The sequence below is a fragment of the Sediminicoccus sp. BL-A-41-H5 genome (assembly GCF_050632405.1).
Taxonomy (GTDB): Bacteria; Pseudomonadota; Alphaproteobacteria; order Acetobacterales; family Acetobacteraceae; genus Roseococcus.
In genome coordinates this window covers 3,171,362-3,187,557 of record NZ_CP192601.1, presented here as the reverse complement: position 1 = coordinate 3,187,557, position 16,196 = coordinate 3,171,362, and the positions used below count along the sequence as shown (strand labels likewise).

At 69.2% G+C, this 16,196-nt stretch carries 16 protein-coding genes; 12 read left to right on the top strand and 4 right to left on the bottom strand.

Annotated elements, in window-relative coordinates; translation table 11 throughout:
• Nucleotides 1–2 precede the first annotated feature (2 nt).
• Complete coding sequence (locus ACQ860_RS15635) at nt 3–854, bottom strand: prephenate dehydratase (protein ID WP_431304265.1); 852 nt, start codon at nt 852–854, stop codon at nt 3–5.
• Nucleotides 851–1,585, bottom strand: a complete 735-nt coding sequence (locus tag ACQ860_RS15630) for a 3-deoxy-manno-octulosonate cytidylyltransferase (protein WP_431304264.1) — start codon at nt 1,583–1,585, stop codon at nt 851–853. The genes ACQ860_RS15635 and ACQ860_RS15630 overlap by 4 nt, the downstream gene beginning before the upstream one ends.
• Nucleotides 1,586–1,728: 143 nt before the next feature.
• Here ACQ860_RS15630 and ACQ860_RS15625 point away from each other — a divergent pair, with 143 nt between their 5' ends.
• From ACQ860_RS15625 to ACQ860_RS15585, 9 genes are all read left to right on the top strand, one after another.
• A complete protein-coding gene (locus tag ACQ860_RS15625) occupies nt 1,729–2,268 on the top strand; it encodes a c-type cytochrome (RefSeq protein ID WP_431304263.1) in 540 nt (179 codons plus the stop codon).
• A gap of 14 nt (nt 2,269–2,282) precedes the next feature.
• Entirely contained in the window at nt 2,283–3,077 is a 795-nt protein-coding gene (gene hisN / locus ACQ860_RS15620) for a histidinol-phosphatase (protein ID WP_431304262.1), read from the top strand.
• Nucleotides 3,078–3,121: 44 nt separating this feature from the next.
• Nucleotides 3,122–4,951 (top strand): extracellular solute-binding protein, encoded by a 1,830-nt coding sequence (locus tag ACQ860_RS15615; protein WP_431304261.1) that lies wholly within the window; start codon nt 3,122–3,124, stop codon nt 4,949–4,951.
• A 193-nt stretch (nt 4,952–5,144) separates the two neighbouring features.
• Nucleotides 5,145–6,242, top strand: coding sequence for a microcin C ABC transporter permease YejB (locus ACQ860_RS15610; protein ID WP_431304260.1), 1,098 nt, complete (start codon nt 5,145–5,147; stop codon nt 6,240–6,242).
• Nucleotides 6,239–6,967, top strand: a complete 729-nt coding sequence (locus ACQ860_RS15605) for a DUF3891 family protein (RefSeq protein WP_431304259.1) — start codon at nt 6,239–6,241, stop codon at nt 6,965–6,967. The genes ACQ860_RS15610 and ACQ860_RS15605 overlap by 4 nt, the downstream gene beginning before the upstream one ends.
• 67 nt (nt 6,968–7,034) lie before the next feature.
• The gene (locus ACQ860_RS15600; protein WP_431304258.1) at nt 7,035–8,075 is read left to right on the top strand and encodes an ABC transporter permease; all 1,041 of its coding nucleotides are present in this window, start codon (nt 7,035–7,037) and stop codon (nt 8,073–8,075) included.
• Nucleotides 8,075–9,688 carry an ABC transporter ATP-binding protein gene (locus tag ACQ860_RS15595; RefSeq protein ID WP_431304257.1) on the top strand — a complete coding sequence of 538 codons (1,614 nt, stop codon included), beginning with the start codon at nt 8,075–8,077 and terminating at the stop codon, nt 9,686–9,688. The genes ACQ860_RS15600 and ACQ860_RS15595 overlap by 1 nt, the downstream gene beginning before the upstream one ends.
• Nucleotides 9,685–10,176, top strand: a complete 492-nt coding sequence (locus ACQ860_RS15590; RefSeq protein ID WP_431304256.1) for a hypothetical protein — start codon at nt 9,685–9,687, stop codon at nt 10,174–10,176. Before ACQ860_RS15595 ends, ACQ860_RS15590 begins: the two co-directional genes overlap by 4 nt.
• The gene (locus tag ACQ860_RS15585) at nt 10,176–11,108 is read left to right on the top strand and encodes a 2-hydroxyacid dehydrogenase (RefSeq protein ID WP_431304255.1); all 933 of its coding nucleotides are present in this window, start codon (nt 10,176–10,178) and stop codon (nt 11,106–11,108) included. The genes ACQ860_RS15590 and ACQ860_RS15585 overlap by 1 nt, the downstream gene beginning before the upstream one ends.
• Before the next feature lie 13 nt (nt 11,109–11,121).
• Here the strand turns inward: ACQ860_RS15585 and ACQ860_RS15580 are convergent, their stop codons facing one another.
• Both ACQ860_RS15580 and ACQ860_RS15575 read right to left on the bottom strand, forming a co-directional pair.
• Nucleotides 11,122–11,499 (bottom strand): MarR family transcriptional regulator, encoded by a 378-nt coding sequence (locus tag ACQ860_RS15580; RefSeq protein ID WP_431304254.1) that lies wholly within the window; start codon nt 11,497–11,499, stop codon nt 11,122–11,124.
• 183 nt (nt 11,500–11,682) lie between these two features.
• Entirely contained in the window at nt 11,683–13,023 is a 1,341-nt protein-coding gene (locus ACQ860_RS15575; RefSeq protein ID WP_431304253.1) for a leucyl aminopeptidase family protein, read from the bottom strand.
• A 91-nt stretch (nt 13,024–13,114) separates the two neighbouring features.
• Between ACQ860_RS15575 and hslV the strand changes: the two genes are divergently transcribed.
• The 3 genes from hslV (at nt 13,115) to ACQ860_RS15560 (ending at nt 16,185) form a co-directional block, all read left to right on the top strand.
• Nucleotides 13,115–13,675 (top strand): ATP-dependent protease subunit HslV, encoded by a 561-nt coding sequence (gene hslV, locus ACQ860_RS15570; RefSeq protein ID WP_431304252.1) that lies wholly within the window; start codon nt 13,115–13,117, stop codon nt 13,673–13,675.
• Nucleotides 13,672–15,006: an ATP-dependent protease ATPase subunit HslU gene (hslU, locus tag ACQ860_RS15565; protein WP_431304251.1), complete on the top strand. Its 1,335-nt coding sequence runs from the start codon at nt 13,672–13,674 to the stop codon at nt 15,004–15,006. The genes hslV and hslU overlap by 4 nt, the downstream gene beginning before the upstream one ends.
• A 96-nt stretch (nt 15,007–15,102) precedes the next feature.
• Nucleotides 15,103–16,185 carry a TRAP transporter substrate-binding protein gene (locus tag ACQ860_RS15560; protein ID WP_431304250.1) on the top strand — a complete coding sequence of 361 codons (1,083 nt, stop codon included), beginning with the start codon at nt 15,103–15,105 and terminating at the stop codon, nt 16,183–16,185.
• Nucleotides 16,186–16,196: the final 11 nt, after the last annotated feature.

Genomic DNA, 16,196 nt, shown 5'->3' with positions numbered 1-16,196 from the left:
GATTACCGCCCTTCGTGCGCCAGCCGGAAGGGGCTGGCCGGATAGGTGCCCAGCACCCTGAGCTCGCGCGAGAAATAGCGCAGCTCCTCCAGCGCCCGGAACAGGCCGGGCTCGTCCGGATGGCCGTCCACGTCGCAGAGGAACTGCGTGGCCGTGAAGGCGCCGTCGAGCATATAGCTCTCCAGCTTCGTCATGTTCACGCCATTGGTCGCGAAGCCGCCCAGCGCCTTGTAGAGCGCGGCCGGCATGTTGCGGACGCGGAAGACGAAGGTCGTCACCGGATGCGGCACCTCGGAGGCCGGCGGCAGCTTGCGCTCGCGCGTCATCACATAGAAGCGCGTGGTGTTGTGCGAGGCGTCCTCGACATTGCGGCGCAGGATCTCGAGGCCATAGACCTCGGCGGCAAGTTCGCTCGCCACCGCCGCGTCCTCCAGCGTGCCCTCGCGCGCGATCAGCTCGGCCGCGCCCGCCGTGTCCGCCTGGATGACGGGGGTGAGGGAGAGTTCCTTGATCACCTTCAGCACCTGGCCCAGCGCCATGGGGTGGCTGTGCGCGCGGCGGATGCCGGAGAGCGTCGCCCCCGGCCGGGCCAGCAGGCAGTGCTCCACCCGCTCGAAATGCTCGCCGATGACGGAAAGGCCGGATTCGGGCAGCAGGCGATGGATGTCCGGCACGCGCCCGGCGAGGCTGTTCTCGCAGGGCAGCATGGCCAGTTCCGCCCGGCCATCGCGCACGGCCGCCATGGCGGCCTCGAAGCTTGGGCAGGGCAGCGTGGTCCAGCCCGGATAGGCGTGCCGGCAGGCGAGGTCGGAATAGGCGCCAGGAACCCCCTGGAAGGCGATGATCTGGTTCATGTGTTTCCCAAGAGGTGACGGGCCCGTTCGAGGTCCTCGGGCGTGTCCACGCCGAAGGGACCGTGTTCGACGCGCGCGGCGCCGATCCGCATGCCGGCCTCCAGCGCGCGCAATTGCTCCAGCTTCTCCCGCCGTTCGAGCGGCGATTCGGGCAGGCGCACGAAGCGGTCAAGCGCCGAGCGCCGATAGGCATAGACGCCGATATGGTGCCAGCGCGGCCCCTCCCCCCAGGGGATGGGGTTGCGGCTGAAATAGAGGGCGGGCGCCACGTCCGCGCCGTCCGGGAAGGCGCAGGCGGCCTTCACGAAGGAGGCGGTGTTGGCCTCCTTCTCATCGGCGATGGGGCAGACCAGCGTGCCGATATCCACGGATTTGTCAGCCAACGGCTTGAGCACGGACCAGAGCAGGTTGGGCTCCAGCGTCGGGAAATCACCCTGCAGGTTGACCACCACGTCATGCGCGCCGAAGGGGTCGAGCTGGGCGAGCGCGCGGTGGATGCGGTCCGTCCCGCTCGGCACATCCTCCGCCACCAGCACGGCGCGGCCGCCCGCGGCCTCGACGGCTTGGACGATGCCGGGTTCGCCCGCAGCGACGGCCACGGGACCAATTCCGGCCTCCTTGGCGCGCTCGAGCACATGCAGGATCATCGGCCGGCCGGCGATGTCCGCGAGCGGCTTGCCCGGCAGGCGGGTGGCCGCCATGCGGGCGGGGATGATGATGATGGGGTTCACGCTGAATTCCGTGGGTGAAACAAGGGCCGGGGGCGGTTGATGCGACGCAGCGCCGCCTGTATGGAAGTCTACGAATAAGTCAGGGGACGGCATCGCGCAAACAGCGCCCAAGCCGCCCAGTCGTTGAGAAGGGTCTGCTCGGCATGAGCCTGGAAGCCAATAAGATTTTCGCGGCCGTCCTCACCGCCGGCGTCACCTTCATGAGCGCCGGCGTGATCGGTGGCCTGGTGGTGCACCCGCACAAGCTGGAGCGCTCGGCCATCAGCATCGGCGCCACGCCGCAGACCGCCGCCGCGCCCACCGCCCCCGCCGCCCCGGCCGTGGAGCCGATCGGGCCGCTGCTGGCTGCCGCGAATGTGGAAAATGGCCGCGCGCTGGCCGGCCGCCTCTGCGCCTCCTGCCACACGCTGAATGAGGGTGGCCGCGCGGGCGTGGGGCCGAACCTCTGGAACATCGTGAACAACAAGCACGCGCACCAGGCGGGCTTCAACTACAGCGCCGCCAACCGCGCGCTGGCCGACAAGCCCTGGGATTACGAGGCGCTGAACGCCTTCATCGCGGCGCCCAACCGCGCCATGCCGGGCACGCGCATGGGCTTCGCGGGCCTCGCCAATACGGCGCAGCGCGCGGATGTGATCGCCTTCCTGCGGACGCTCTCCGCCAATCCGGCCCCGCTTCCATAAACGGCTTCCGCGAAGTGGCGGAAGCCTCGGGCCTGATTTCTCCGGAACTCATCGCGGCCGCCGAAGCGGCGGCCGATCTGGCGGGCGGCATCATCCGCCCGCTTTTTCGTTCGGCGCTCCTCGTCGAAGCGAAGGGCGACGCCTCCCCCGTCACCGAGGCCGACCGCGCCGCCGAGCGCGCGCTGCGCGCCTATCTCTCCGAGCGCTTCCCGAGCCACGGCATCATGGGCGAGGAGTACGGCACCGAGCGCGGCGACGCCGACTACCTCTGGGTGCTCGACCCCATTGATGGCACGCGCGCCTTCCTGACCGGCCGGCCGCTCTTCGGCACGCTGATCGGCCTGCTGCACAAGGGCCAGCCCGTCCTCGGCCTCATCGACCAGCCCGTGACTCGCGAACGCTGGATCGGGCTGGCGGGCCAGCCCACGCGCTTCGTGAGCCCCATGGGCGGGACAGCCGCGTGCCGGCCCTGCGCCAGCCTTGCCACCGCCGAACTCTCCTGCACCTCGCCCGACATCTTCGACGCCGCCGGCACCGCCCGCTTCGAGCGCGTGCGCCAGGCCGCGCGCCGCGTCACCTGGGGCGGCGATTGCTACGCCTATGGCCTCATCGCACTCGGCCTCGTGGATGCCGTGGTCGAGGGCACGCTGAAGCCCTGGGACTGGGCCGCGCTGGTGCCGGTGATCGAGGGCGCGGGCGGGCGCATGACCGACTGGCAGGGGCGAACCCTCACGCTGGAGAGCAAGGGCGAGGTCATCGCGGTCGGTGACGCGGCCCTGCTGCCGGAGATCGTTTCACTGCTCGGCTGACTTGCCGGTTGCCCTGGACGCACCGCGCCCCCAATCTCTGCAATATGATGCAACGCCGAGACCTCTTCGCCGCCGGCTTCGGGCTGGTCGCCGCCACCGCCGCGAGCGCGCAGTCAGCGCCCATCCGCACCCATGCGCTCTCGCTGCTGGGCGAACCGGCGCTGCCCGCCAATTTTCCGCATTTCCCCTGGGTGAACCCGGATGCGCCAAAGGGCGGCGAGGTCACGCTCACCGCGCTCGGCAGCTATGACAGCTTCAACCAGTTCATCCTGCGCGGCACGGCCGCCGTTGGCCTCAACAACCTCTATGACAGCCTGCTGATCGAGAGCGCGGACGAGGCCAGCACCGAATACGCGCACATCGCCGAGACCGTCGAAATCCCGGCCGACCGCATGGGCGTGAGCTTCGAGCTGCGCGAAACGGCCCGCTGGCATGATGGCCGCCCCATCACCGCCGAGGATGTGGCCTGGACCTTCAACACGCTGCGCACCCAGGGCCGGCCCTTCTACCGCGCCTATTGGGGCGATGTGAGCGAAGTGGTGGTGGACGGCCCGCGCCGCGTCACCTTCCGCTTCCGCACCAATGAGAACCGCGAGCTGGCGCTGATCCTCGGCCAGATGTGGATCCTGCCGAAGCACTACTGGGAAGGCCGCGACTTCGCGCGCCCCTCGCTCGACGTGCCACTGGGCTCCGGCCCCTACCGCATCGAGCGCTTCGAATCGGGCCGCAGCGTCGCCTATCGGCGCGTGCCCGACTATTGGGCGGTGAACCTCAACACGCGGCGCGGCACGCAGAATTTCGACGTGATGCGCTACGAATACTTCCGCGACGTCACCGTGGCCTTCGAGGCCTTCAAGGCGGGCCAGATCGACTTCCGCACCGAGAACATCGCCCGCAACTGGGCCACCGGCTACGACTTCCCGGCCGTGCGCCGCGGCCTCGTGAAGCGCGACGAGATCCGGCACCAGCTGCCCACCGGCATGCAGGCCTTCGTGATGAATCTGCGCCGGCCGCTCTTCCAGGATGCCCGCGTGCGCGAGGCGCTGACGCAGGTCTTCGACTATGAGTGGCTGAACGCCAACATCTTCAACGGCGCCTATGCGCGCACCACCAGCTTCTTCTCGAACAGCGAGCTCGCCTCCTCCGGCCTGCCCACGGGGCGGGAGCTGGAAATCCTGACGCCCTTCCGCGCGCAGCTGCCCGAATCCGTCTTCACCACGGAGCACCGCCTGCCCGTGACGGATGGCAGCGGCAACAACCGGGACGGGCTGCGCCGCGCGCTCGACCTGATGCGCCAGGCGGGCTGGACCATCCGCGACCGGCGCCTGGTCAACGCGCAGGGGCAGCGCTTCGAATTCGAGATCCTGCTGAACGGGGCTTCCTTCGAGCGCGTGGCACTCCCCTATGTGCAATGGCTGCAGCGCCTGGGCGTCGAAGCCCGCGTCCGCACGGTGGACCCGGCGCAATACCAGGTCCGCACCGACGCCTTCGACTTCGACATGACCGTGGACGTCATGGGCCAGTCCCTCTCGCCCGGGAACGAGCAGCGCGACTACTTCACCTGCGCCAAGGCCCAGGAAAACGGCTCGCAGAACGTGGCCGGCATCTGCCACCCGGTGATTGATGCGCTGGTCGAACTCGTCATCACGGCACCCGACCGCGAGGAACTCATCCAGCGCACCCGCGCGCTCGACCGCGTGCTGCTGCACGGGCAGTTCGTCATCCCGCAATGGCACAACCGCGCCTTCTGGATCGCCTTCTGGGACCGCTTCGGCCGCCCGGAACGCAACCCGAAATACGCGCTGGGCTTCGACAGCTGGTGGATCGACCCCACCCGCGACCGCGCCCTGCAAGAGGCGAAGCGGAGCCTGTGATGGGTGGGGTGCACCTCGGGAGGGCGTTGCCCTCCCGGACCCCCCTTGAGTGTTGTCGCATGACGGGAGGGGAGGACGGCGCACGCGCCGTGCCCCCCTCCCGCCATGCGACCAAGTTCCAGGGTCCAGGGATCCAGATCCCTGGCGGGGGAGCGCAAGGGGGCAGCGCCCCCTCGCAGGCGCACACCCACCGATGACCGGCTATCTCCTGCGCCGCTTGCTGCTGGTGGTGCCGACGCTGTTCGGCATCATCCTGATCAATTTCGCGGTGATCCAGTTCGCGCCCGGCGGTCCGGTGGAGCAGATGATCGCGGAGATTCGCGGCCAGGGCGACACGATGGGCCGCCTGACGGGCGAGGGCTCCAACGAGACACGGCCGCAGCCCACTTCGACGGCGGAAGGCGGCGGTTCGCAGTATCGCGGGGCGCGTGGGCTCGATCCGGAGGTGGTGAAGGAGATCGAGCGCGCCTTCGGCTTCGACAAGCCGGCGCATGTGCGCTTCGGCGAAATGCTCTGGGGCTATATGCGCTTCGACCTCGGGCGGTCGTTGTTTCGCGATCGGCCGGTCTGGGACCTTGTGGTGGAGAAGCTGCCGGTCTCCATCTCGCTCGGGCTCTGGTCCACGCTGATCATCTATCTGATCTCGATTCCGCTGGGCATCCGCAAGGCGGTGCGGGATGGCACGCGCTTCGACCTGACGACGAGTGCCGTGGTGCTGGTGGGCTATGCGATCCCGGGGTTCCTGTTTGCGATCCTGCTCGTGGTGCTGTTTGCAGGCGGCAGCTTCTTCCAGTGGTTCCCACTGCGCGGCCTGGTGAGTTCGGGCAGCGAGGCCTGGCCCTTCTGGGACCGCGTCTGGGATTATGCCTGGCACATGGCGCTGCCCACGCTGACGCTGGTGATCGGCGGCTTCGCGGGGCTGACGATGCTGACAAAGAACTCCTTCCTGGAGGAGATCAACAAGCAATATGTGGTGACGGCGCGCGCCAAGGGCGCCGGCGAGCAGCGCGTGCTCTACGGCCATGTGTTCCGCAACGCGATGCTGATCATCATCGCGGGGTTTCCGGCGGCCTTCATCGGCATCCTCTTCACCGGCGCGCTGCTGGTGGAGATCATCTTCTCGCTGGACGGGCTCGGCCTGCTCGGCTTCGAGGCGGCGATCCGGCGAGACTACACGGTGATGTTCGGCACGCTCTACATCTTCACCCTGCTCGGGCTCATCATGCAGATCGTCAGCGACTTCACCTATACGCTGGTGGACCCGCGCATTGATTTCGAGAGCAGGCGATGATCCTTTGGCCCCAGACCGACGGCAGCGTGCTGGCCACGCCGCAACCCGCCCATGCCGTGCTGGCCGGTCAGCTCATGCGCGCCCTGGCGCAGCCGCCCGTGCCGCTGGAGCCGGTGGTGAATGCCGCCGCCCAGCATGACTGCGCCTGGATGGAATGGGAGCGCGACCCGGAATTCGACGCCGCGACGGGCCTGCCGCGCCACTTCAACGCGCTCTCCGGCGGTGAGCATGTGCCGATGTGGGAGCAGGGCGTGCGCGATGCGCTGGCCAATTGGGGCTTGTGGGCGGGGCTGCTGATCCTGCGCCATGGGAGCCACATCTATCGGCTGGGCATCCTCGGCAACCGCATGGCGCCGAGCGCGGAGAGCCTGGCCGCCATGGAAGGCTACATGGCGCGCGAGACGGCCTGGAGCGCGGAGCTGATGGGCAAGCTGGGCGTGAATGAGGCGCAGGTCACGGCCAATCAGCGCAAGCTGGCGATGGTGGATTCCATCGCGCTCGGCCTCTGCTGGGGGCAGGAGCGGTTCGACTGCAACGGCACCACGCTGATCCGCCGCAGCGCGCGCGTGGCGACGCTGGCCCCCTGGCCGCTGGCCGTGCCGCGCATCACGCTGGAGACGGAGACGCTGCATCTGCCCGGCCGTTTCGCCGATGCCGCGGCGATGCGCGCCGGCCTCGCGGCCGCCCCGCGCGAGCGGTTGGTGTTCGAGTTGGAGGCCGCGTGAGCGCCAGTGACCGGAGTTGCAAGAACCTGAGGTTCTTGCCGGGGTGCTCGAGGGGCGGCGCCCCTCGATGACGCTCTCCCCGCTCACCCGTCGCCGCATCGCCAATTTCCGCGCCAATCGCCGCGGCATGATCTCGCTGTATATCTTCGGTGCGCTGTTCGTGCTGACGCTCTTCGCCGAGCTTCTGGCCAATGACCGCCCTCTTGTGGCGAAGGTGGACGGCCACTGGTTCTTCCCCGTCGCGGTGGAGTATGCCGAGAGCGACATCGTGCCCGAGGGCCTGCCGACGCAGGCCGATTGGCATGATCCGGAATTCATGCGGGACGTGCATGCGCGCGGCTGGGTGATCTGGCCGCCCATCCGCTACAGCCACGCGACGGTGGTGCGGGATCTGGGCCAGCCCGCCCCCTCCCCGCCCAGCACACGCAACTGGCTCGGCACGGATGACCAGGCGCGGGATGTCATGGCGCGGGTGATCTATGGCTTCCGGATTTCGGTGCTGTTCGGCTTCACGCTGACCATCTTCGCCTCGATCATCGGCATCGCGGCGGGCGCGGTGCAGGGTTATTATGGCGGCTGGACGGACCTGCTCTTCCAGCGCTTCATCGAGATCTGGTCCGGCATGCCGCAGCTCTTCCTGCTGATCATCCTCGGCTCGGTGATCGAGCCGAGCTTCTGGACGCTGCTGGTCTTCCTGCTGCTGTTTTCCTGGATGGGGCTGGTGGGCGTGGTGCGCGCCGAGTTCCTGCGTGGCCGCAACCTGGATTATGTGCGGGCGGCGCGGGCGCTGGGCGTTTCCGACTCGCGGCTGATGTTCCGCCACATCCTGCCCAATGCGATGGTGGCGACGCTGACCTTCCTGCCCTTCATCCTCTCCGGCTCCGTCACCGTGCTCTCCACGCTGGACTTCCTGGGCTTCGGCCTGCCGCCCGGCTCGGCCTCGCTGGGCGAGTTGCTGAGCCAGGGGAAGAACAACCTTCAGGCGCCCTGGCTCGCCTTCACCGGCTTCGTGGTGCTGGGCGGCGTGCTGACGCTGCTGATCTTCATCGGGGAAGCGGTGCGGGACGCCTTCGATCCGAGAAAACTGCCGGGCGGGAGCATGGGCTGATGGAGAACACGCCCCTCCTCACCGTCGAGAACCTCGCCGTCGCCTTCCGCGGCAAGCGCGTCGTCAGCGGCGTCTCCTTCACCGTGAACACCGGCGAGACGGTGGCGCTGGTGGGCGAGAGCGGCTCCGGCAAGTCGGTCACCGCGCTCTCCATCCTGCGGCTGCTGGCGAATACGGGCAGCAACCCGGAAGGCCGCATCACGCTGGATGGCACGGAGGTGCTGGCAGCCAATGAGGGCACGCTGCAACGCCTGCGCGGCGGCGTGGCCGGCATGGTCTTCCAGGAGCCGATGACCTCGCTGAACCCGCTGCACACGATCGGGCGCCAGGTGGGCGAGGCGATCACGCTGCACCGCCCGCTGCGGGGCGAGGCGCTGCGCCAGGCCGTCATCACCACGCTCCAGCGCGCCGGCCTGCCCAATGCGGAGGAACGGCTCGGCGCCTATCCGCACCAGATGTCGGGCGGGCAGCGCCAGCGCGTGATGATCGGCGCGGCCTTGGCCAATGAGCCCAAGCTGCTCATCGCGGATGAGCCGACCACCGCGCTGGATGTGACGATCCAGGCGCAGATCCTGGAATTGCTGGCCGAGCTGAAGGGCCGCCTCGGCATGGCCATGCTGCTCATCACCCATGATCTGCAGATCGTCCGCCGCCATGCCGATCGCGTGGTGGTGATGAAGGATGGCGCGGTGGTGGAGCAGGGCCCGGTGGCCGAGGTCTTCGCCAATCCGCAGCACGCCTATACCCGCATGCTGCTCGCGACCGAGCCGCGCGGCCGCCCGGCGCCCGTCGCGGCGGATGCGCCGGAGATCCTGCAGGGCCAGGATGTCCGCGTGCACTTCCCCATCCGGCGCGGGCTGCTGCGCCGCGTCGTCTCCCATGTGAAGGCGGTGGACGGCGTGGATGTCTCGCTCCGCGAGGGTGAGACGCTGGGCCTCGTCGGCGAGAGTGGCAGCGGCAAGACCACGCTGGGCCTGGCTCTCATCCGCATGGAGAACAGCACGGGGCAGATCCGCTTCGAGGGGCGCGACATCCAGCCGCTCTCGCGCGCCGAACTGCGGCCCCTGCGCGCGCGCATGCAGATCGTCTTCCAGGACCCCTATGGCTCGCTCTCGCCGCGCATGAATGCGGGCGAGATCATCGGCGAAGGGCTGGCCGTGCACGAACCCGGCCTGCGCGAAAGCGAGCGCATGAGCCGCGTCGCCCAGGCGCTGGAGGAGGTGGGGCTCGACCCAGCGATGGCCGAGCGCTACCCGCATGAATTCTCCGGCGGCCAGCGCCAGCGCATTGCCATCGCGCGCGCGCTGGTGCTGAAGCCGCGCCTCGTGGTGTTGGACGAGCCGACCTCCGCGCTCGACGTCTCGGTCCAGGCGCAGGTGGTGGAGCTGCTGCGCGGGCTGCAGCAGAAGCACCGCCTCGCCTATCTGTTCATCAGCCACGACCTGCGCGTGGTGCGCGCCATGGCGCATCGCATCATCGTCATGAAGAATGGCCGCATCGTGGAAGCGGGCGAGGCCGAGGCCCTTACGCAAAACCCGCGCGAGCCCTATACGCGCGCCCTGATGGCCGCCGCCTTCGAGCTGCGGGCGGCCGAGGGGAACGGACACTCTTGAGCGCGACGACCGAGGACACCGCCGCCCACCCCTGGGCCGGCCAGGAGCGCCAAAAACTCCAGGCGCTGATGGATATCGAGCTGGTGAAGCTCGGCATCCATATCCGCAAGATGAATTCGCCGGGCAGCCCGGTCTATCGCTATGCCGAGAACATCATCCCGGCGGGCCTGATCCTCACCTCCTCCTTCCTCGCCACCGCGCTGATCCATTTCTATGTGGGCGCGGTCGTGCTCGCCATCGGCTGCTGGTGGTGGCTCGCCAAGGTGCAGCCGAAGATCAAGGAGGACGTGTTCATGCGCACGGCCGCCTATGTCCTCCAGGCGGATCTCAACTTCGACGTGATGTGGGCGCGCGGCGTGCTGAGCCTCTACGCCAAGCTGCCCGACGGCACCGAGCGCGTGGCGACGCGCCGCGACGATTGGCGCGCCTATGTGCGCAGCTTTCATGGGCTGGAGGGCGTGAACCTCCCCGAACAAGGACCCGGCTGATGGCCATTCTTCTCTCCACCAAGGCCAATGCCATGCAGGATTGGCGCGACGCGCTGCTGGCCGAGGACCCGACGCTCGACATCCGCCTTTTCCCCGATGCGGGCGACCCGGCCTACATCGAGGCCGCGGTGTGCTGGACCCAGCACGACATGGCGGAGCTGCGGCGCTATCCCAACCTCAAGCTGGTCGTCTCCATGGGCGCGGGCGTGGACCATCTGCTGCGCCCGCCCGGCCCGCCGCCGGGGATTCCCGTGGCGCGCCTCAAGGATGAGCGGCTGACCAGCGGGATGACCGAATGGGTGCTGCTGAACGTGCTGCGCTTCCACCGGCAGGACCTGGAATACCGCGCGCAGCAGGCCGCCCGCATCTGGGACGAGCTGCCCGCGCCGGACACGGCCAGGCGCCGCATCGGCATGTTGGGGCTGGGGCAGCTCGGCAATGCCTCCGCGCAGGCGCTGCGGGGCCTCGGCTTCCCCGTGATGGGCTGGACGCGCAACCCGCGCCAGGTCGAGGGCGTGACCTGCTTCTCCGGCCCGGATGGGCTGGAGGCGATGTTGCGCCAGACGGACATCCTGGTCTGTCTGCTGCCGCTGACGCCGGAGACGCGCGGCGTGATCAACGCGAAGACGCTGGGTTTCCTGCCGCGCGGCGCCTTCGTCATCAATGCCGCGCGCGGCGGCCACCTGGTGGCGGAGGATCTGCTGGCGGCGCTGGATTCCGGCCATGTGGCGGCGGCCGCGCTCGATGTCTTCGAGCCCGAGCCCCTGCCGGCGGATCATCGCTTCTGGACGCACCCCAAGGTGCTGGTCTGGCCGCATGCCTCGGCCATCACCATCCCCTCCAGCGCGGCGCCGCAGGTCGTTGAGAACCTTCGCCGCGCGCGCGAGGGATGGCCGCTCATCAATCTGGTGGATTTCAGCGCCGGCTACTGAGCCGGCCGAAGCGTCAGGCTTCGACCGTCTCCGCCGCCGGAATTTCGGCCACCACGCCCTCGGCCTCGGCCATGGTCTGGCGCAGCTCGCGCAGGAAGACGGTGCCCTTCAGCGTGCGCTGCACGAGCACGCTGCGGCGGTCCATCGGATCCACCTTGCGGCGCGCCAGGTCCAACTCGCCCAGGCGGTCGAGCGCGCGGGTGATGGCGGGCTTCGAGACGTTGAGGTTCTGCGCCAGACCGCGCACCGTGTGCGGGCCTGGGCTGAGATAGACCGAGAGGAAGACGCCCAACTGGCGCGCCGAAAGGTCCGGCCCATCGCGGCGAACCAGCGCGACCGTCGTATCCCGCAGGATACCGATCAGCTGGTCAGGATTGATCTGGACAGACATTGCGACTTTCCTTCAGGCGCCGATGGTCTGGGCGCCACCTTGGCTCACCCCGCGCCCGGCGCGCGAGGTGTAACAACTCTCTGACAAGTCATATTGGGTGCTTCAGGATTATCAGTAGGCCCCATTTCTCATGGGATTGCAAGAAATTCATTTGATCTTTGATTTTTTAAATTTTCCTGTCGCTTAGCTGGACGAAAACTCCAGGAAGCGCTCGAGGCCAGCCAGGGCGGCGCGCATCCCCGTGGCCTCGCCCCCCTCCGGCCGCCCAGGGCGTGTCGCGTCATTCCAGGCATAGAGGTCGAGATGCGCCCAGGCCGTGCCTTCGGGCACGAAGCGGCGCAGGAAGAGGGCCGCGATGATGGCGCCGCCCATCGGCTTGGTGGCCACGTTGTTGAGGTCCGCGATCGGGCTGTCGAGCCAGTTCGCGTACCCGTCATGCAGCGGCAGGCGCCAGAGCGGATCGCCCGCCGCCTGCCCACCGGCCAGCAGTGCATCGGCCAGCGCATCGTCATTGCTGAAGAGCGCGGGCAGGTCGGGGCCGAGTGCCACGCGCGCCGCCCCGGTCAGCGTGGCGCCGTCCAGGATCACGCGCGGCGCCTGCTCGGCCGCGAAGGTCAGCAGGTCGGCCAGCACCAGGCGGCCCTCGGCGTCGGTATTGCCGATCTCCACCGTCAGCCCCTGACGCGTGCGGATCACGTCGAGCGGGCGGAAGGCGTCGCCGCCCACGCTGTTCTCGACCGCGCCGATGAGCAGCAGGAGGCGGATGGGGGCCTTCTGCGCCATCAGCGCCTCGGCCAGCGCCAGCATCACGGCGGCGCCGCCCATGTCCTTCTTCATCCGCAGCATGGCACTCGACGGCTTGAGGTCGAGCCCGCCGGTGTCGAAGCACACGCCCTTGCCGCAGAGCGCGACCAGCGGCGCGTCGGCCGCCCCCCATTCCAGCACCGCCACGCGCGGCGCGCGGGGGCTTCCCTGGCCGACGGCCTGCACCGCGGGAAAACCCTGGCGCAATTCCTCGCCCTCGATCACGCGGAAGCGCGCGCCATGCTGCGCCGCCACCTCGCCCACGGCGGCGGCGAGCTCGGCCGGGCCCAGATGGTTGGCGGGCGTGTTGATGAGGTCACGCGCGCGGCAGATGGCGCCCGCCACCGCCTGCGCGGCTTCGCTGCCAGCGGGCGCCACCAGCCGCGCCGGCGCGCGCTTGCCCGGCTTGAAGCGCGTGTACCGATACGCCCCGAGCGCCCAGCCCAGGGCCGCCGCCGCGCCATCCCCGCCGATGAGGCGCCAGATGGTGCCCTCGGGCAGGCCATGGGGCAGCGCGCCATAGCCCTCGGCCGTGCGCGGCGCGCCGAACAGCGCACCCGCCAAACCGCTTTCGCCCGGCAGCAGCGCGAGCTCGCCGGGCTTCGCCGTGAAGCCCGCGGCCCGCGCGAAGGCGGCGCCCGGCAGCGCCTCCCAGCCCTCGGGCGTCACCACATGCAGCGGTAGCGCGTGGGCGGCTTCGTTCAAGAGGCTGGGCAGCATGCGAATCTCCTTGGATGCAACAGGTTGGGATCAGACATGCGCCCCGGCAAGCCGCATTGCCGAAGCCGTCCGGACGGGCCACATGCGCCCCATGACAAACCAAACGCATGATCCGCTGGGGTGGCACGGCACGACCATCCTCTGCGTCCGCCGCAACGGGAAGGTGGCCATGGCCGGGGATGGCCAGGTCTCGCTCGGCCAGACGGTGGTGAAGGGCAATGCCCGCAAGGTGCGCCGCATCGCGCAGGGCCGCGTGCTCGCGGGCTTCGCCGGCGCGACCGCCGATGCCTTCACCCTGCTGGAGCGCCTGGAGGCGAAGCTTGAGCGCTTCCCCGACCAGCTCGAGCGCGCCTGCGTCGAGCTGGCGAAGGATTGGCGCACGGACCGCTACCTGCGCCGGCTGGAGGCGCTGCTGGCCGTGGCCGACAAGGACCGTTCCCTGCTGCTGACCGGCCAGGGCGACGTGCTGGAGCCGGAGGACGCGATCATCGGCATCGGCTCGGGCGGCAATTACGCGCTGGCCGCGGCCCGCGCGCTGCTGACGGTGGAGGGCGTCGAGGCGGAGGAGATCGCCCGGCGTTCCATGACCATCGCCGCCGGCATCTGCGTCTACACCAATGGCAACTTCATCCTGGAGACGCTCGGCGAATGAGCGACGTGACAGCCCCCGAGATGGTGAACCTCTCGCCGCGCGAGATTGTCAGCGAGCTCGACCGCTTCATCATCGGCCAGAATGACGCGAAGCGCGCCGTCGCCATCGCGCTGCGCAACCGCTGGCGGCGCCAGCAGCTGCCCGAGAGCTGGCAGGAAGAGGTGGTGCCGAAGAACATCCTGATGATCGGCCCCACCGGCTGCGGCAAGACGGAGATCGCCCGCCGCCTCGCGCGCCTCGCCAATGCGCCCTTCCTCAAGGTGGAGGCGACGAAGTTCACCGAGGTCGGCTATGTCGGCCGCGACGTGGAGCAGATCGTGCGCGACCTGGTCGAGGCCGCGATCGTCCAGGCGCGCGATGCCGCGCGGAAGGGCGTGCGCGCCAAGGCGGAACTGGCGGCGGAAGAGGCGCTGGTGACGGCGCTGGTGGGCGAGGGTGCCGCCGGCGAGACCCGCCAGAAATTCCGCAAGATGCTGCGCGAGGGACAGCTCGAGACGCGCGAGATCGAGGTGCAGGTGAGCGAGCCGCAGGGCCAGCCCATCGGCATGATGGACATGCCCGGCATGCCGCCCGGCCAGATGCAGAACATGCAGGAGATGCTGGGCAAGATGTTCGGCGGCCGCCCCAAGCCCCGCCGCATGACCGTGGCGGCCGCGCGCGAGGCGCTGACGCGCGAGGAGGCGGACAAGCTCCTGGACAATGAGGCGGTGACGCGCACGGCCGTGCTGAACGCCGAGAACAACGGCATCGTCTTCCTCGATGAGATCGACAAGATCGCCCGCAGCAGCGAGGGCGGCGTGCGCGGCGGCGATGTCTCCCGCGAGGGCGTGCAGCGCGACCTGCTGCCGCTGATCGAGGGCACGACGGTGAACACGCGCCACGGCCCGGTCAGGACGGACTTCATCCTCTTCATCGCGTCGGGCGCCTTCCACCTCTCCAAGCCCAGCGACCTGCTGCCCGAACTCCAGGGCCGCCTGCCGATCCGCGTGGAGCTGAAGGCGCTGACGCGCGAGGATTTCCGCCGCATCCTGACCGAGCCCGAGCATTCTCTGCTCAAGCAGGCCAGCGCGCTGATCAAGACCGAGGGCGTGGAGCTGGAATTCGACGCGGGCGCCGTGGATGCGCTGGCCGACCTCGCCGCCGAGATCAACGCGACGGTGGAGAATATCGGTGCGCGGCGCCTGGCCACCGTGATCGAGCGCCTGCTCGAGGAGATCAGCTTCTCCGCGAGCGACCGCCGGGGGGAGACCATCACGGTCACCGCGCCGATGGTGCGCGAGCGGGTGGCGACGCTGGCGGCGAGCGCCGATCTCTCGCGCTACATCCTGTAGGGAGACCCAGGCGGGGGTGGCGTCTTGCCGCTTCCCCCGCGCCCGGCTCTGGGTTATGCGCGTCTCACCAGTTCTTCATATTCGGAGGCAAACGTCATGAATCGTCGTCTCGTCCTCGGCACGGCCGCGATGGCCGCGCCGGCCGCGCTCGCCACCCCCGCTCTGGCCCAGGCCAATCCCGAAATCCGCTGGCGCTGCCAGTCGAGCTTCCCGCGCAACCTCGACGTGCTGTTCGGCACGGCCGAGCGCGTCGCCAACCGCGTCGCCGCCCTGACCGAGAACCGCTTCCGCATCCAGGTCTTCCCGGCGGGCGAGATCGTCCCGGGCCTGCAGGTGCTGGACGCGGTGCAGGCCGGCACCATCGATTGCGGCCACACCGCCGCCTACTGGTACATCGGCAAGGAGCCGGGCTTCGCGTTCTTCACCGCCATCCCCTTCGGCCTGAACACCCGCCAGATGACGGCCTGGCTGCGCCATGGCGGCGGCAACGCGCTGGGTGACGCCCTCTTCGCCGAATACAACATCGTGGGCCTCCCGGCCGGTGACACGGGCGCGCAGATGGGCGGCTGGTTCCGCCAGGAAATCCGCACCCAGCAGGATGTGCAGGGCCTGAAGTTCCGCATCTCCGGCCTCGCCGGCCAGGTGTTCCAGCGCATGGGCGCGAGCCCGACGCTGGTGGCGCCGGCCGACATCTACCCCGCGCTGGAGCGCGGCACGATCGACGCCACCGAGTTCGTCGGCCCGCATGACGATGAGCGCCTGGGCTTCTTCCGCGTGGCGCGCTTCTACTACGCGCCGGGCTTCTTCGAGCCCTCCGCCCGTCTGCACTTCATGAGCAACAAGCGCCAGTTCGACGCGCTGCCGCAGCAGTACAAGGACGCTCTCGCCATCGCCTGCGCCGAGGCGGACAGCGAGATGGTCAGCCGCTACGATCACCTGAACCCGATCGCGCTGCGGCGCCTCGTGGCGCAGGGCACGCAGCTGCGCTTCTACTCGCGCGAGATCCTCCAGCTCGCCTGGCGCTCGAACGAGGCGCTGATGGCCGACCTCGCCGGCCAGAACGCCCGCTTCAAGACGATCTGGGACAGCTACCGCCCGTATCGCTCGGAGCTGTTCCAGTGGTTCCGCGTGGCCGAGAACAGCTACGACAACTTCGCCTTCGCGGCCGCCGCGGGCTAAGTCCGGAGGCG

Excerpts from the sequence above, each read along its gene's own strand:
- ACQ860_RS15560 (WP_431304250.1), top strand. The coding sequence starts at position 15,103 with ATGAATCGTCGTCTCGTCCTCGGCACGGCCGCGATGGCCGCGCCGGCC.
- hslU (WP_431304251.1), top strand. The coding sequence starts at position 13,672 with ATGAGCGACGTGACAGCCCCCGAGATGGTGAACCTCTCGCCGCGCGAG.
- ACQ860_RS15585 (WP_431304255.1), top strand. The coding sequence starts at position 10,176 with ATGGCCATTCTTCTCTCCACCAAGGCCAATGCCATGCAGGATTGGCGC.
- ACQ860_RS15625 (WP_431304263.1), top strand. The coding sequence starts at position 1,729 with ATGAGCCTGGAAGCCAATAAGATTTTCGCGGCCGTCCTCACCGCCGGC.
- ACQ860_RS15575 (WP_431304253.1), bottom strand. The coding sequence starts at position 13,023 with ATGCTGCCCAGCCTCTTGAACGAAGCCGCCCACGCGCTACCGCTGCAT.
- ACQ860_RS15635 (WP_431304265.1), bottom strand. The coding sequence starts at position 854 with ATGAACCAGATCATCGCCTTCCAGGGGGTTCCTGGCGCCTATTCCGAC.
- ACQ860_RS15580 (WP_431304254.1), bottom strand. The coding sequence starts at position 11,499 with ATGTCTGTCCAGATCAATCCTGACCAGCTGATCGGTATCCTGCGGGAT.
- ACQ860_RS15615 (WP_431304261.1), top strand. The coding sequence starts at position 3,122 with ATGATGCAACGCCGAGACCTCTTCGCCGCCGGCTTCGGGCTGGTCGCC.
- ACQ860_RS15605 (WP_431304259.1), top strand. The coding sequence starts at position 6,239 with ATGATCCTTTGGCCCCAGACCGACGGCAGCGTGCTGGCCACGCCGCAA.
- ACQ860_RS15595 (WP_431304257.1), top strand. The coding sequence starts at position 8,075 with ATGGAGAACACGCCCCTCCTCACCGTCGAGAACCTCGCCGTCGCCTTC.
- ACQ860_RS15600 (WP_431304258.1), top strand. The coding sequence starts at position 7,035 with ATGACGCTCTCCCCGCTCACCCGTCGCCGCATCGCCAATTTCCGCGCC.
- ACQ860_RS15610 (WP_431304260.1), top strand. The coding sequence starts at position 5,145 with ATGACCGGCTATCTCCTGCGCCGCTTGCTGCTGGTGGTGCCGACGCTG.
- hslV (WP_431304252.1), top strand. The coding sequence starts at position 13,115 with ATGACAAACCAAACGCATGATCCGCTGGGGTGGCACGGCACGACCATC.